The sequence below is a fragment of the Tateyamaria sp. genome, from assembly GCF_039945315.1.
Classification (GTDB): domain Bacteria; phylum Pseudomonadota; class Alphaproteobacteria; order Rhodobacterales; family Rhodobacteraceae; genus Tateyamaria.
Window position 1 is genome coordinate 21166 of the sequence record NZ_JBDUXB010000036.1, and the last position, 14994, is coordinate 36159.

Sequence of the window (14994 nt, forward strand, 5' to 3'; positions counted from 1 at the left end):
CATGCAGCTTGCCGACCCGATCACCCAACCTCAATTCTACCGCGATGTGGCCTCCAAGCGGTTCTTCGCATGGGTCATCGACGTGATCATAGTGGCCCTTGTCAGCCTTCTCATCGTGCCTTTTACGGCTTTCGTCGCTGCGTTCTTCTTTCTGGGGCTGATGGGCGTCGTTGGTTTTATGTACCGCGTGATTACACTGGCTACGGGATCGGCCACATGGGGCATGCGGATGATGGCAATAGAAATCCGCGACCAACACGGCGCGCGCCTTGATCTGGGTCAGGCCTTTCTGCACACGGTCGGCTATATGGTCAGTTGGACAGTCGCGCCGCTGCAACTGATTTCGATAGTTTTGATGGCGACATCCAACCGTGGGCAAGGCCTTACGGACGTTGTATTGGGCACTGCTGCAATCAACCGAAAAGCGTGAAGTTAGGCCGGCACGTTCTGCTTGCCTCGCTCGCCAGCACTGGTATCATCCCGCCAACCACTTGGGAAACCCATGCGCCACACGCTACCTCTTGCCCCGCAGTTCTATGTGACGGCTCCACAGCCCTGTCCATATCTGGACGGTCGGATGGAGCGTAAGCTGTTCACTGCCCTGCAAGGCGATAATGCGGACAAGCTGAATGACTCACTTAGCCAACAGGGGTTCCGGCGCTCACAAAACGTGCTCTACCGCCCCTCTTGCGCCGAATGTTCGGCCTGTTTGTCGGCACGCATTGATGTCTCGGTCTTCACGGCCAGCAAAAGCCAAAAGCGAACGAACAAGCGCAATTCTGATCTGGCCCGGCGCGCGACCTCGCCTTGGGCAACAGAAGAACAATACGATCTGTTCCGTACCTATCTCGACAGCCGCCACGCAGACGGTGGCATGGCGGATATGGACGTTTTCGAATTTGCGGCAATGATCGAAGAAACGCCAATCCGCAGCCGAGTGATTGAATACACATCAAAAGACAGTGGCGACCTGATCGGGGTCAGCCTGACGGATGTTCTCTCTGACGGATTGAGCATGGTCTACAGTTTTTATACGCCAGATGAAGCTCAACGTTCGCTTGGGACCTACATGATACTCGATCACGTGGAAATCGCGCGCGAGGCGAACCTGCCTTATGTATATCTTGGCTATTGGGTGCAGGGCAGCCAGAAGATGGGTTATAAATCGAACTTTGCCGGACTTGAGGTCTACTTGGGTGGAAGCTGGCAAAAGATGAAAGACCCCAAGAATTTCGCACCCAACACGCATCCCCTGTCGACAGACCCAATTGCCGAGCAGGTGGCCAATATTTCGCTGCCAGACACAAGGCCGACTCGGTAACGCGACAAGGCCAACTTGGGTTCCCTCTTGGATAATGTCGTTCCAAAATAATATGTTGCAGCAATGCCGATAAAGTTTTCCTTTTCGCTTTTGGATATCCGCGAGGTGTCCTTGTCGCGGTAAACCAATGGGTCTTGCGCACTTTGATCTGGTGTCTTTGAGCGTTTCGACTAATTTCTGGTTGCGCATGAACTCCAAACGACGGACACCGTGTGCCAAAACCACATATGGAGCCGGAATATGGATGATATAATGTCCAGCGTTGGGGGTCTTGGTCCTCTTCTTATCAGCACAATCAAAGCACTTGTTGTTCTTGTCGTCGGATGGATTGCAGCAGGCGCAATAAGTGGGTTGGTACGTCGCCGCGTAACAGCCACGCCCCACATCGACGAAACACTGGGAAATTTTGCAGCAAGCATCGTCAAATGGATCATACTGATTATCGTTTTGATCGCCGTATTGGGCCTGTTCGGAATTGAAGCGACCAGCCTTGTCGCAATCCTTGGCGCTGGTACATTGGCCATTGGTCTTGCGCTGCAAGGCACCCTGAGCGATCTCGCAGCGGGCTTCATGCTGATCTTGTTCCGGCCCTACAAGCTGGGTCAATTCGTCGATATTGGGGGTACATCAGGAACCGTTAAAGACCTCAATCTCTTCGTGACCGAACTGGTGACACCCGACAACGTTCAGATCATCATTCCGAATGGACAGGCGTGGGGCGCGATCATCACCAACTTCTCGGCACATGATACTCGCCGCTGCGATCTGACTTTTGGAATCGACTACGGAGACAGCGCAGATAAAGCTGCAAAGATCATCACAGATCTGGCCGCAGCGGACAGCCGTATTCATGACGATCCGGCCCCGTGGGTCCGCGTAACAAACCTCGGAGACAGCTCGGTCGATCTGACGGCACGGCTCTGGTGTGAAGCGGCGGATTACTGGGACGTCAAATTCGACATGACCAAGACCGTCAAAGAAGCATTTGACAAAGATGGCATCTCTATTCCGTACCCACACACGGTCGAGATCAAGAAAACTGGTTAAGGTCAGCTTGTGACTAACCCCTTCTACGCGGCCTTGTTCGCGTAGAAGGGCTCGCACCAACATTCACCCTTCACTGCAATTTATCTTTTGATACTTCGGTGGGCTGATCGATGCCCGTCCTCGAAAAATCGTGGGATCGGTCGGTCCACAAAAAAAGCTGGCTCAGCCGTCAGGTTATACCGCTGGTCTTTATGCGTACGGACTCACCACAGTGTTTACAGTGCACTGCGTCCGGATCGTGCAACTGTAGCCCGCAAGTGCGGCATTCATATTGAACTTTCCTAGGCCGGAACATCGCTCGTGCAAGATTGACGAACAGGGTTACCCCCACAACCATAATGACAACAGAGCTCAGTTTTGCGGCGTTGGATTTTGGTAGAATATCGCCATAGCCCGTCGTCGTAAGCGTTGTCACCGTGAAATAGATCGCATTCACGAAACCGTCCGTTCCGCGGCCAATCGCCGGGAAGAAGGAATATACAGCAGCGATAGTAACACCGAGAAACACTGCAAGATTGACGCCCGCAACAAAGACATATTCGTTGTCTCTGAATGCTGAAAAATCCCGCCGCAGGTCGTTGAGCAGGTATTCCGAATGAGCGAGCCGTAAGCCCCTTAGGATACGAAGGAAGGTCAGATCAAAAGCAAGGTACGGATTGAATAGCAACGAGATAAGCACCAGTACGTCCGACATCACATAGACCCGGAAAAAATAGTGCAGCCGCTCCCCGCTGATCCATAGCCTGGCACCAAAGTCGAACAGAATGACCAGTGCGATGGCCAAATTGATCGCCCGCAGAAATGGCGTCACTTCCAATGGCAACGTCGCCATTACATAGGCCACTGTAATCAGATCGAACGCCATGAGGGCGTACCGAAAGCGCACAGAGCCCGGTGATGTACCCGTGTAAAGCGTGTTCAGGAGTGTGTGGAACCTAGCAAGCATTCCTGTTCTCCCCATTCCTACCGTCGTGCCTGTGTCGACTTTGCGCCAACAAGAGCTTGGCAAGTGTCCTCAATCTAACAACATCTCGAAATTGTAACAATGACGCCCTGACCGATCAGCACATCCAGAGAAACTATCTACGATCCCACAGCGAAGGATCACTCTTTTACGAAAAGTTGCCGCGCGAATGCGTCATCCAAAGCTGCTCCAATTGCCTTGATGCGATAATGTGCCTGGAACTCGCCGCTGGCTCATACCTACCGTGCGTGAGTTTTGACCGGCCACTCCTATCCGATTGCCAATCGCACCCGGCATGCAATCAATGCGTCAAATGACAAGCATCAAAGGATCGGACCGACTGTCGCGACAACGTTGTACCAAGCCCTTCTGGGCCGTGACCAGTTAGCGACGTCGCTTAGGTCTACGGGATAGGATGATCCGAGGTAACACTGCTGTCTTTTGTGCACAGCATTTGTTGTGGTTTGGTCCTGAAGGAGAATGTTATTTTCATAGTTCAGATCAAAGCTGCGCAGGTCGAGGTTTGACGACCCGATCAGTGTGATCTGCCCGTCCATGGTGAGCGTCTTGGCGTGCAGCAATCCACCTTCATACTCATGAATTCTGCACCCGGCTTCCAGCAAGCGGCGGTAATAACTGCGGCTTGCGGCGGCAACGATCCAGCTGTCGTTTCTAGCCGGAAAGACCAGTGTCACCGCGACCCCTCGATAGGCAGCTGAGCACAGTGCGTCTAACAAGGTTGCGTCGGGTACAAAGTAAGGCGTCGTGATGGTGATGGTTTCGCGCCCACAGGCGATCAGGTTAGCAAAGAGTTGCGGGGTCGCCCCGCGCCGTTCAGTCGGTCCGTCGCCGACAACCACCGCCGGAAAACCGCCCAAAACCGGATCAGGCTTGGTTGCTGCAAACGCAATATTCTCTCCTGTCGCCACCATCCAATCTGTGGCGAACAGTTGTTCGTTCTGCGCTACAATGGGGCCTTCAAAGCGCAGCATGATATCTACCCATGGCGCGTATTTTGGTTTGACCAGAAACGCAGGGTCTGCCGAGTTCCGGCTACCGCAATAGGTGATCTGTCCATCTACAATCGTAATTTTGCGGTGATTGCGCAGATCAAGCCGACTGGTCAGGATCGTACGGATCGGCTTATCAAGCGGCAATGCCACGGCCAGATGCACCCCGGCTGCCTGCATCCGGTGCCACAGCGGTGATCCAACAAGGGGGCGAGACCCCAAACCATCGGCCATAGCCCGGCATGTGACGCCCCTCTGGGTCGCGCGGATAAGCGCCTCGGCGATCGTTGTTCCTGTAGTGTCGTCAAGCCAGATGTAATAGAGCACGTGCACATAGTCAGTCGCGGCGTCTATGTCCTGCACAATCTCTTGCAACGTGTCTTCTGCCGAGGACATCAGGCTTGCCGTGTTCCCGCCGACAACCGGAAAACCATTGACCGAAGCGGCGTAGTCGAAGGCTGGCTGATAGTTCGGCTTAATCTCCGGTGCGACATGCTCCAAGTGACCCGCACCATTCTTTGTGAGCTGCTTCACTTCCGCAAATACCGCCTTGTAGCGCTGTGACGCACGGTGCCCGATGTCGACTTCGCCAAACAGAAAATACATCACGCTACCTGCATAAGGCAGAATGATCAGAACGATGAACCATGCCGTTCGGGCGGGCGGCGAAACGTCATCCCTTAACACAATGCGTGTCATAAACCCGGCAACGATCAGTGCGTGGCAAACAGCCAGGAAAATCAGCATGGTGCGTCCTCTTGTGCCACGTCGAAGTCCAGGACCACCGGCAGGTGGTCTGACGCCTGGCGCGATTTAAGAGAACGGTGCACGTGGGCGTTTGTCGCCTTTACCCCGCCGACCAGAATAAATCTATCAAGGGCCGCGATCTGTCGGCTGGCGTGAAAGCTCAGACCGGGGGTGACGACCTCGTGCTGTCCGACGGGCAAATGCCTGCCCCAGTGGTTGAAGTCTCCGGCAATGATCGTGGGTATGTCTGCATGTGCGGCATGAGCACAGAGCGTTTGAAGCTGCTCGCGGCGAACCCCCGAGGTCACTGCAAGGTGCGCGCCAATCACCTTGACCTTGTGGCAGGCAAAATGCGCGCCCACTGCACCCCTTGGTTCGCGCGCCGGGATGGGTATCCTTTCTGTGGTGGGCTCAGAAAAACCATCAAGGCGATAGAGAATGGCGTTGCCGTGCCACCCGTGGCTGCGGCTCGAAGAACTGACTTGAGCAAGGCCGTATTTGTGATCCGCAATCAACCGGTCGAGCGGGAGGACACCCGGGCGCTCGCCGAGCCTCTTGTCGGCTTCTTGCAACACGACGATATCTGCATCGATCTCGGCGATGACATCCACAATCCTGTGCGGATCTCTGCGCCAATCAAGACCGACGGCTTTGCGAATGTTGTAGCTTGCGATGCGCATAAACGCCTACTGACCCGGACAGTTGCCCAAATCTCTCCAGATTTTCCGCGTGTTATGCAACCAAAGAGTCGGGGCTATACGCCCAAAACCGGTAGGACGGACCACAGCCCGCCCTAGGCCGCGCCGATCAGTTCGGGATCAGATCCGGGATCAGTGTCACGATACCCGGGAAGGTCCATAGCATGGCCAGCCCCACAACCTGAATGATCACGAAGGGAATGATGCCGCGATAGATGTGCCCTGTTGTCACCTCCTTGGGTGCAACACCACGCAAGTAGAACAGCGCAAATCCGAAGGGCGGCGTCAGGAACGACGTCTGCAAGTTCACCGCGATCATGATCGTCACCCATTTGGGATCGAACGTGCCGCCGTAGATGACGGGGCCTACAATCGGAATAACGATGTAGATGATCTCAAGAAAGTCGAGCACGAAGCCCAAGATAAACAGCACCAGCATCACGATCAGGAAGACCGTGAACTCGTTGTCAAATGACTTCAGGAACTGTTGGATATAGTGCTCGCCGCCAAACGAGATCACGACGAGGTTCAGCAGCTGCGAACCGATCAGAATGGTGAAGACCATCGACGTGACCTTGGCCGTTTCCCGCACGACCGGAGACAGCACCCCGTTTACGTACAGGATGTAGCAGCTGAACAGCAGACCGAAGAGAGCATAGAGATAAGCAGCATAGGCGACAAAGAAAGCGAACCAGCTTTGTGCGGCAACCACTTCCTGATTGATGCGCAGGTCAAAATTGATGCCGACCAAAATGCAGATGATAATGGCAAGCGTGGACCAGATGATAATTTTGGGACTGCGGTCCAGATCCTTGAGCTTGCGGTAGGCCGCTAGCATGATCGCGCCCCCTGCCCCGAGCGCCGCTGCTGGCGTTGGGTTTGTGATCCCGCCCAGAATGGAGCCCAGAACGGCAACGATAAGGATCAGTGGTGGGAAGACCACGCGGATCAGTTCGTTTTGCGCACAGCGCTTGGTTGCCTCGACCGTACCATAAAGAACAAGCGCAAACGGGATTGCCATGACAAAAACGTAGTATCCCGACGAATTGAGCGGGCCAACTAGCGTGATGTCCGCCAGCAAAACCAGCACGACACCGATCCCGCCGATAATCAGAGGTCGCGGATCTGAGCTGGGTGAAATGCCGCGCGCCGTGGTCATGATCAGACCCAAAATGATCAGAAGGATGGCCGTGCCCGTACCGATTGGGGCTGCGTTTTCGACCAGTTCGTCGAGAGCAGTCGCCAGCTCTTCTTCGCTCAGCCGTTCAGATTGCTGCACACCACCGGCAGCTGCGATGGCCTCTTGCTCAGAGATTGCGGCATCCCATGCATCCTGACCGTGCAATTCGATCATTGCGGCCTGACACTCCTCACCAACATTTGTGCGCAGGGATGCGGCTTCGCCAATGTCAGAGAATGAGGAGATTGTGGTCGATTGGCTGCCCACGATGTTGAGAGAGCCGAGCAGGATCGTGCCTGCGATCATCAGGACCGGCGCGCCTAGGAACCATGTGAACGCTTCGGATCGGGTGACCGGTTCGGCGTTGGTTGATCCCATTTCTACCGCTGGGGCTTTTTCCGGGTTTAACAACGCGTAGCCAAAGGCATAAAGCGCATAGAGTAGCGCCAACAGAATACCCGGCAACAGGGCGGCTTGGAACAGCGTACCAACGGAGACAACGGCAGGTTCACCGAGATATGTCAGGGCGTCAGTACAGCCGACAGATTGCGCGCGCGCCTCTTGGGCGGCGGAATAGAGGTCACCGGCCAGTGTGCCCAGCAAAACGATCACGATGGAGGGCGGGATGATCTGCCCCAGCGTACCTGAGGCCGCAATCACCCCGGTTGAGAGCTCCGGTGAGTAATTGTTGCGCAACATGGTTGGCAGGGCGAGAAGACCCATCGTCACCACCGTTGCACCCACGATACCTGTGGAGGCGGCAAGGAACGCGCCCACAACCACGATCGACACAGCAAGCCCTCCGGGCAACGGGCCAAAGACCCTAGCCATGGTAGTCAGAAGGTCGTTGGCGATTTTGGAACGTTCAAGAGTAATGCCCATCAGGACGAACATCAGAACCGCCAGCAAGGTTTCAATAGACTGACCCGCCAGCACGCGTTCATTCATCCGGTTCACAACGAAAGACACGTTGCGGTCCAACGCAACTTCCCAGCCACTTGGGAACACAGGTTCCGCGATGCGCGCCAAGTCAGGGTAACGGAAGACTGAGATGGAGTCCGGTTTGACACCGCTGTTTACGAGATCACGGTAGGCTTGGCTGCTTTGGTCAATCGCCTGGTGGATCAACAGTCCGGCGCTGTCGAGCGCTGCGATGATCCCAAAGGAGATGACCCCTGCGCCGCCAATGGCAAAAGCCACCGGAAATCCGGAAAGAATGCCGCCAAACAGGCAGACAAAGACGATGATCAGGCCGATCTCTACGCCATCAAGTCCAAACAACATCTCTTACCGTCCCCGTCTTACTTTAGTTGCGCGCTGTGCGCCTGTGCTGTGTGTTGCCACCAAGCAGATCAATGCGTGCCCTCATAGGCTTCTTCGCCGTCACCCAAGGTGTCACGGTCCATGTATTTACCTTCGGACGCCTCGCCCTCTTTCCATTCCAGATAAGAGCGCATGAAGAAGGCCACCCCGTGCAGGAACACGAGCCCGGCAAAGGACACCAGAAGGATTTTGAACAGGAAGTATCCGTTGAACCCGTTCGGGCTGAAACCGATGGTTTCGACACTCCACCGGACCGCTCGCGAAGTTCGCATCAACCGCTCAAGGTCGTAGCTGGCCGCCGGGTTTGGCGTGATCAGGTGGCGCCAAAGGAAGTACCAGCCGTAAAGCCAGATCAGAACCGCCGTGGGTATCATGAAGATAACCGACCCGACCATATCGATAACCCGCTTTGCCCGATGGCTTACGGCGGCATAGATAAGGTCAACACGCACATGGCCGCCTTGCACAAAGGTGTAGGTCACACACAGGCAGACAACCAGCGCGTTATAGAGTTTCAGTTCCTCGGCAAACCACGAAATGTCGAATTGCAGAGGGATACCGAACCCGAAAGAAATATCGGGGCGGGTAAAAATCCGCTGCATAAACACGATGACGATTTGTTGCAGCACCATCAAAAGGCCTGCCCATGCAAACAGGCGGCCCACGCCGTTAGCGAGCCCTTCAAGCGCGCGCACGCAGCCCCACATAAATTCATTGCGCCACATGCCGACGCCGATGACTGTCAGGACAATCGCCAGCACGGCGAAAAAGAATTCTGTCGACCCGCCATAATAGACGAACCGCATAAGGGATTCTTTATCTTCGGTGGTGTTAGCCCAGGTCACCCAGTCCAGCCATGAGCTCGGATGTGTGATGGCGTAGAAAATGTTGTAAAATCCAAGTGCGAGGCTTTGCACAAACCAGATCAGCCCGTCAAAGACAGCCGCAAAAAAGCCGCCCGCCTCAGCGCCGTTTTCGTTTTCCATGTGCGTGCCCCTCCCCGGTTTGTCTCACTCGATGGTGTGCAAACCGGTCCTCTTCATCTGTCAAGTATCGGGGGCCCTGCATATAGGGCCCCCGACATTCTGTTTTGGTTTGGTTTAGCCGCCCAGAACGCGAACGCGCTGTTCAACATAGTAGCCGTCGGACTTGTTGATCCAGCTTGCGGAAGTGGCCAGGCTTTCCTCAAAGGACGCGCGCGTACGTGCGAACAGTTCGTCGCCCATGTTCTCGTCCATGACCGTTTTCGAGGCTGCACCGAACGCATCCCATACGTCGTCGCCAAACTGCAGGGTTTTGACGCCTTGCTGTTGCAGACGCGCAAGCGCTGCACCGTTGTTGGCCAGAGTCTCGGACAGCTGGTAGAACGTGGTGGCGCGCGATGCGTTTTGCAGGATTGCCTGATGCTGTGGTGTCAGGTCGTTCCAGACGTCGAGATTGACGTTTGCGGCCAGAGCCGAACCTGGCTCGTGGAAACCAGCTGTGTAGTACACCTTCGCAACTTCCTGGAAGCCGGCGCGTTCGTCAGCCATTGGGCCAACCCACTCCAGACCGTCAAGAGCACCGGAAGACAGCGCTTGGTACAGTTCACCACCAGGGATGTTCTGCACGGACGCACCAAGCACACCAAGAACTTTACCGCCCAGACCGGGCATACGGAACTTCAGGCCGTTAAAATCGTCGGCCGAGTTGATTTCGTTGCGGAACCAGCCACCGGACTGCGAACCGGAGTTACCCGCCATCAGGCCTTTGAGGTTGAAGATCGAGCCGAGTTCGTCGTGCAGTTCCTGACCGCCGCCGTGCTCGTACCAGTTTGTGACCTCTTGGGCTGTCCCGCCGAAAGGTACAGCTGTGTAGTAAGCAAATGCAGGGTGCTGACCGATGAAGTAGTAGTCAGCAGAGTGATACATGTCAGCTTGGCCCGAGGACACAGCGTCAAACACTTCGAACGCGCCAACAAGCTCGCCGGGAGCTTTTTTCTCGATTGTCAGGTTGCCGTCGGACATTGCGCTGACGAATTGCTCAAGATAGCTGGCCGCGTCATCCAGAACAGCGAATCCGCGAGGCCAGGACGTAACCATTGTCAGTGTGCGCTTGCCTTGGGCATATGCCGGGGCTGCGAGTGTTGTTGCGGCGGCTGCGCCACCACCAAGTGCAGACGTCTTCAGAAAAGAACGACGATCCATAGAGATACTCCTCCCAAATTTTATGAACGCCTCCGGCAGATGCACGAACGGCGTTTCGAGTGCCGCAAAGACTAGCGCCGGCGCTCAGATAGGGAATACCTAGTACTGCGTACAAAACGGGCAAAACACGCGTTCTGGTAAGTTTTCTGCGCCAATTTCCAACAAAACTTCCGATCGCCCTCATCTGTTAGCGCGACCATTTCGGCGCCCACCCCTTTGATTCGTCCTACTTTCGTCGTATCGCGGATGGGTGCGAGCCTTGTTACCTGCCCTGCGCCTTACTTATGCGCAAAAGCTGGCCCTCGTGGCCGCGATCCCGCTTGTTCTAGCGGTAGCCGCTATTGCCGCACTTGTAGGGCTGCAGACTCGTGATCTGGCAGAGCGGGAAATACAAGCTCTTAAGACCCAATTGATCGAGGCCAAGAAGCGCGAGTTGCGCAACTACGTGACGCAAGCCCGCAATGGGTTCTACTTCATTTACGGCTCTGCTGCGCCAAATGATCAAACAGCAAAAGATCAGGTAGCCCAGATCCTTTCGGCAATGATCTACGGGGATGAAGGGTTTTTCTTTGTCTACGACTATGATGGCACAAACCTTGTCAGCCCGCGCCAGACCGAGATGATCAACCTCAACCACATGGACCTGAAGGACAGTCAGGGCACTCCGGTCGTAGCCGAACTGATCGAGATTGCCCGACAAGGCGATGGATACCTCACCCATTTATGGCCCAAGCCGAGCACTGGCCAAGAGGCCGAAATGATCACATATGTCACGTCCTTTCCCTCGTGGCGGTGGGCAGTGGGAACGGGCGTTTTCATTGACGACGTACTGACATCTGTGGCGGCAGCGCGTGCAGAGGTAGAGGCGCGGGTCCAACGCACGTTCTACTATATTTCCGGCATCACTTTGGCGGCTCTGCTCTTGGTCTTTGGCTCTGGCATGGCGCTCAACTTCCGCGAACGGCGTCTTGCAGATGCCAAGTTGAAAACGCTGACACAACGCGTCCTGGACGCTCAGGAAGAAGAGCGCGGTCGCGTGGCCCGCGAGTTGCATGATGGGATCAGCCAGATCCTTGTGGGCGTGCGCTATGCCCTTGATTCCGCGCGGCGCCGGTTTGAGAAGGGCAGCGGTGATGCCGAGACCCCTTTGAAGCAGGGCATTGAAAACCTCGGCACCGCAATCTCCGAAGTCCGCCGCATCAGTCGGGACCTGCGCCCCGGCGCTTTGGATGATTTGGGCCTTGGCCCTGCCCTCAAGGCACTGGTTGAGGATTTCAGCGTGCGCACTGGCACCGAAGTCGAGTTCAACACAGTGGTCTTCCGAAATCGCCTTGATTCAGAATCCAAAATCGCGCTCTACCGCATCGCACAAGAGGCGCTGACAAACATCGAGCGGCACGCGGATGCTACAAAGGTCTCGGTCGATCTGCGTGGACATAAGCGTGGCGCGACGATGCGGATTTCAGACAATGGCATTGGCCTTGATCGCACACAGCGCCAGCGCGCCAACGGCATCGGCTTGCGCAATATGGCTGAACGGATCGAACAGCTGGATGGTCAGTTCCGCATTTTGTCGAGCGCAGCCGGCATCGGTGGTGGTACCGTAATCGAAGTCAGCGTACCGCTGTCCCACCTGTTGTCGCCCGAACCCGTACAGCCTGACGTCGAACCAACCCAGACTGACAAGGAGCGCGCCCGCGCATGACTGCCCCCAACTCTCCCGCCCGTGTCGTGATTGTGGATGACCACCCGATGGTGGCCCAAGGCGTGCAATCTGTTCTGGAAGACCATGATGGCATTCATGTTGTCGGCACCCTCGGCACTGGCCGCGCGGTGCTTGAACAACTTGATGAACTGAACCCTGACGTAATCCTGATGGACCTCAACATGCCAGGGATGAGCGGATTGACGGCCACAGAATTGGTTCTTGAGAAGCGCCCGGGTACCCGCGTATTGATCCTGTCTATGCATGACAGCCCGGAATACATCTCTTCGGCTCTCAGCCATGGGGCAATGGGATACGTGCTCAAAGACGTTCCCACCGATGAAATCGCAGACGCGATTGAGACGGTGATGCGCGGAGAGCAGTATCTGTGCACCGGGGCGAAAGGAGCAATTGCACCGCGTAATGCAGATGTCCCCGGCGCTTTGACCGGGCGGGAGCAGACGATCCTGCTGAAACTTGCTCAGGGTCTATCTAACAAGGAAGTTGCCACCGTTTTGGACATCTCTGTGCGCACGGTTGAGACACACCGCAAAAACATCAAACGCAAGCTGGGAATATCCTCAACCGCTGGATTGACCCGCTATGCATTGGAGCATGGTGTGCTGCAGGGCACTGGACACTCGATTTAGGCGGAGTGGTTGAGAAGCCGAGTATGCCAGCATGTTTCGAGCCGTTCAGATGGCCAAAATCAGCTCCAATTTTTCAAGTTCTTGCGGTTACGCCGTGTAGAACGCAATAAAATATCAAAACTTTATACGCCAGAGACACTTTTTTCGATATTTTGCCTGTTGACGCCCATTTGGGCTGCGCATAATGTCCGCCCACGCAATGAAAGGGCCATTCGGTCAATGACACCTGTTGTCGTCATTCTAGGACACATGCGCATGGGCCGGTAACGGATCGCCAGACCTGACCCCATGCGCCTCCCACACCCGGGGGGCTTTTTTTTGCTTAAACGAAACCGCAACTCGGAGCACGCGGATATGACACGTCAAATGACCGGAGCGAAAATGGTTGTCCAAGCCCTGATTGATCAGGGTGTTGACACAGTATTCGGATATCCCGGAGGAGCTGTGCTACCGATTTATGACGAGGTCTTTCAACAGAACTCGATCAAGCACATCTTGGTGCGCCACGAACAAGGCGCTGTGCACGCCGCCGAAGGATACGCGCGCGCGACGGGCAAACCCGGTGTTTGCCTTGTGACGTCCGGCCCAGGTGCCACCAATGCGGTAACCGGGTTGACCGATGCGCTGATGGATTCGATCCCGATCATCGTTCTGACGGGCCAAGTGCCAACGTTCATGATTGGCTCGGACGCGTTTCAGGAGGCTGACACCGTTGGCATCACCCGCCCCTGCACTAAGCACAACTGGTTGGTGAAAGAGACGGATGCGCTGTCCGGTGTTCTGCACGAGGCCTTTCACGTCGCCACTGCCGGTCGCCCCGGCCCTGTATTGGTCGACATCCCCAAGGACGTACAATTCGCAACTGGCAGCTATCAGACAAAGAAACCGTCAACATCGCATTACAAACCACAGATCAAGGGCGACATGGAGGCGATTACCGAACTGGTCGCGGCCATCGAGACTGCCAAGCGTCCGGTCTTTTATACTGGTGGCGGCGTCATCAACTCGGGCCCTGCGGCCAGCCAGCTGCTGCGCGAGTTGGTTGAGGCCACCGGCTTTCCCATCACCTCGACCCTGATGGGTCTGGGCAGCTATCCAGCGAGCGGAGACAAGTGGATCGGCATGCTGGGCATGCACGGGCTCTATGAAGCGAACATGGTGATGCACGACTGCGATCTGATGATCAACATTGGCGCGCGCTTTGATGACCGGATCACTGGCAGGATTGATGCGTTTTCGCCCAACTCGATCAAGGCACACGTGGATATTGATCCATCTTCAATCAACAAGGTGATCAAAGCCGACATCCCGATCGTTGGCGACGTTGCCCATGTGCTCGAAGACGTGTTGAAGGTTTGGAAGTCACGCGGTCGCAAGACAAATGGCGATGCGGTAAGCAAATGGTGGGGTCAGATCAACGAGTGGCAGACCGTCGATTGCCTCAAATTCGAACAAAAGGGCAAGACGATCAAACCACAATACGCCTTGTCGCGGCTTGAGGCTCTGACCAAGGATCACGATCGCTACATCTGTACCGAAGTTGGCCAACACCAGATGTGGGCTGCTCAATACCTGAACTTTGAGGATCCCAACCGCTGGATGACCTCCGGAGGACTGGGCACGATGGGTTATGGCTTCCCTGCCTCCATCGGGGTGCAAATGGGCCACCCAGACGCCTTGGTCATCAACGTGGCCGGCGAGGCATCATGGCTGATGAACATGCAGGAACTCGGTACGGCAATGCAGTTCAACCTGCCCGTCAAACAGTTCATCCTGAACAATGAACGTTTGGGTATGGTCCGCCAGTGGCAGGAATTGCTACATGGCGAGCGGTATTCCCATTCCTGGTCTGAAAGCCTGCCGGACTTTGTGAAACTGGCTGAGGCGTTTGGAGCCAAGGGCATCATTTGTTCCGACCCCGACGATCTGGATGACGCGATCATGGAGATGATCAATCACGATGGCCCCGTACTGTTCGATTGTCTGGTGGAAAAGCACGAGAACTGTTTCCCCATGATCCCATCGGGCAAGGCGCATAATGAAATGCTGCTGGGCGAGGCGGAAACGCAAGGCGTGATTGATGCCAAAGGAAGTGTCTTGGTTTAGGGGCATTTTCCGAAACGGAAAATGGTTGGGAACCGTAACGTTTTCCGCCCCCCTCAG

General features: G+C 55.6%; 12 protein-coding genes. 6 read left to right on the plus strand and 6 right to left on the minus strand.

The window, feature by feature from the left end; genetic code table 11:
- Position 1: 1 nt before the first annotated feature.
- The 3 genes from ABJD00_RS10125 (at position 2) to ABJD00_RS10135 (ending at position 2368) form a co-directional block, all read left to right on the plus strand.
- The gene (locus tag ABJD00_RS10125; RefSeq protein ID WP_413834458.1) at positions 2 to 430 is read left to right on the plus strand and encodes an RDD family protein; all 429 of its coding nucleotides are present in this window, start codon (positions 2 to 4) and stop codon (positions 428 to 430) included.
- Between the two features lie 72 nt (positions 431 to 502).
- Complete coding sequence (locus tag ABJD00_RS10130; protein ID WP_413834460.1) at positions 503 to 1321, plus strand: arginyltransferase; 819 nt, start codon at positions 503 to 505, stop codon at positions 1319 to 1321.
- Positions 1322 to 1561: 240 nt separating this feature from the next.
- Positions 1562 to 2368, plus strand: a complete 807-nt coding sequence (locus tag ABJD00_RS10135; RefSeq protein ID WP_413834462.1) for a mechanosensitive ion channel family protein — start codon at positions 1562 to 1564, stop codon at positions 2366 to 2368.
- 169 nt (positions 2369 to 2537) lie between these two features.
- Here ABJD00_RS10135 and ABJD00_RS10140 read toward each other — a convergent pair whose 3' ends face one another.
- The 6 genes from ABJD00_RS10140 to ABJD00_RS10165 all read right to left on the minus strand — a co-directional run bounded on the left by ABJD00_RS10140 (position 2538) and on the right by ABJD00_RS10165 (position 10476).
- On the minus strand, positions 2538 to 3233 hold the full coding sequence (locus ABJD00_RS10140) for an ion channel (protein ID WP_413834465.1): 696 nt from the start codon (positions 3231 to 3233) through the stop codon (positions 2538 to 2540).
- A 422-nt stretch (positions 3234 to 3655) separates the two neighbouring features.
- A complete protein-coding gene (gene cls, locus ABJD00_RS10145; RefSeq protein ID WP_413834467.1) occupies positions 3656 to 5089 on the minus strand; it encodes a cardiolipin synthase in 1434 nt (477 codons plus the stop codon).
- Positions 5083 to 5769 (minus strand): endonuclease/exonuclease/phosphatase family protein, encoded by a 687-nt coding sequence (locus tag ABJD00_RS10150; protein WP_413834470.1) that lies wholly within the window; start codon positions 5767 to 5769, stop codon positions 5083 to 5085. The genes cls and ABJD00_RS10150 overlap by 7 nt, the downstream gene beginning before the upstream one ends.
- Positions 5770 to 5896: 127 nt before the next feature.
- Positions 5897 to 8251, minus strand: a complete 2355-nt coding sequence (locus tag ABJD00_RS10155; RefSeq protein ID WP_413834472.1) for a TRAP transporter large permease subunit — start codon at positions 8249 to 8251, stop codon at positions 5897 to 5899.
- Positions 8252 to 8319: 68 nt separating this feature from the next.
- On the minus strand, positions 8320 to 9276 hold the full coding sequence (locus tag ABJD00_RS10160; RefSeq protein ID WP_413834474.1) for a TRAP transporter small permease subunit: 957 nt from the start codon (positions 9274 to 9276) through the stop codon (positions 8320 to 8322).
- Between the two features lie 114 nt (positions 9277 to 9390).
- A complete protein-coding gene (locus tag ABJD00_RS10165) occupies positions 9391 to 10476 on the minus strand; it encodes a TRAP transporter substrate-binding protein (RefSeq protein ID WP_413834477.1) in 1086 nt (361 codons plus the stop codon).
- A 250-nt stretch (positions 10477 to 10726) separates the two neighbouring features.
- On the opposite strand from ABJD00_RS10165, the gene ABJD00_RS10170 reads away from it, so the two are divergent.
- The 3 genes from ABJD00_RS10170 (at position 10727) to ABJD00_RS10180 (ending at position 14937) form a co-directional block, all read left to right on the plus strand.
- Positions 10727 to 12181, plus strand: a complete 1455-nt coding sequence (locus ABJD00_RS10170) for a cache domain-containing protein (protein WP_413834480.1) — start codon at positions 10727 to 10729, stop codon at positions 12179 to 12181.
- Complete coding sequence (locus ABJD00_RS10175; protein ID WP_413834482.1) at positions 12178 to 12831, plus strand: response regulator transcription factor; 654 nt, start codon at positions 12178 to 12180, stop codon at positions 12829 to 12831. Before ABJD00_RS10170 ends, ABJD00_RS10175 begins: the two co-directional genes overlap by 4 nt.
- 354 nt (positions 12832 to 13185) lie before the next feature.
- Complete coding sequence (locus tag ABJD00_RS10180) at positions 13186 to 14937, plus strand: acetolactate synthase 3 large subunit (protein ID WP_413834484.1); 1752 nt, start codon at positions 13186 to 13188, stop codon at positions 14935 to 14937.
- Positions 14938 to 14994: the final 57 nt, after the last annotated feature.

Coding starts and splice junctions, on each gene's coding strand:
- ABJD00_RS10160 (WP_413834474.1), bottom strand. CDS start 9,276: ATGGAAAACGAAAACGGCGCTGAGGCGGGCGGCTTTTTTGCGGCTGTC.
- ABJD00_RS10125 (WP_413834458.1), top strand. CDS start 2: ATGCAGCTTGCCGACCCGATCACCCAACCTCAATTCTACCGCGATGTG.
- cls (WP_413834467.1), bottom strand. CDS start 5,089: ATGCTGATTTTCCTGGCTGTTTGCCACGCACTGATCGTTGCCGGGTTT.
- ABJD00_RS10180 (WP_413834484.1), top strand. CDS start 13,186: ATGACACGTCAAATGACCGGAGCGAAAATGGTTGTCCAAGCCCTGATT.
- ABJD00_RS10140 (WP_413834465.1), bottom strand. CDS start 3,233: ATGGCGTTCGATCTGATTACAGTGGCCTATGTAATGGCGACGTTGCCA.
- ABJD00_RS10135 (WP_413834462.1), top strand. CDS start 1,562: ATGGATGATATAATGTCCAGCGTTGGGGGTCTTGGTCCTCTTCTTATC.
- ABJD00_RS10165 (WP_413834477.1), bottom strand. CDS start 10,476: ATGGATCGTCGTTCTTTTCTGAAGACGTCTGCACTTGGTGGTGGCGCA.
- ABJD00_RS10155 (WP_413834472.1), bottom strand. CDS start 8,251: ATGTTGTTTGGACTTGATGGCGTAGAGATCGGCCTGATCATCGTCTTT.
- ABJD00_RS10130 (WP_413834460.1), top strand. CDS start 503: ATGCGCCACACGCTACCTCTTGCCCCGCAGTTCTATGTGACGGCTCCA.
- ABJD00_RS10150 (WP_413834470.1), bottom strand. CDS start 5,769: ATGCGCATCGCAAGCTACAACATTCGCAAAGCCGTCGGTCTTGATTGG.
- ABJD00_RS10175 (WP_413834482.1), top strand. CDS start 12,178: ATGACTGCCCCCAACTCTCCCGCCCGTGTCGTGATTGTGGATGACCAC.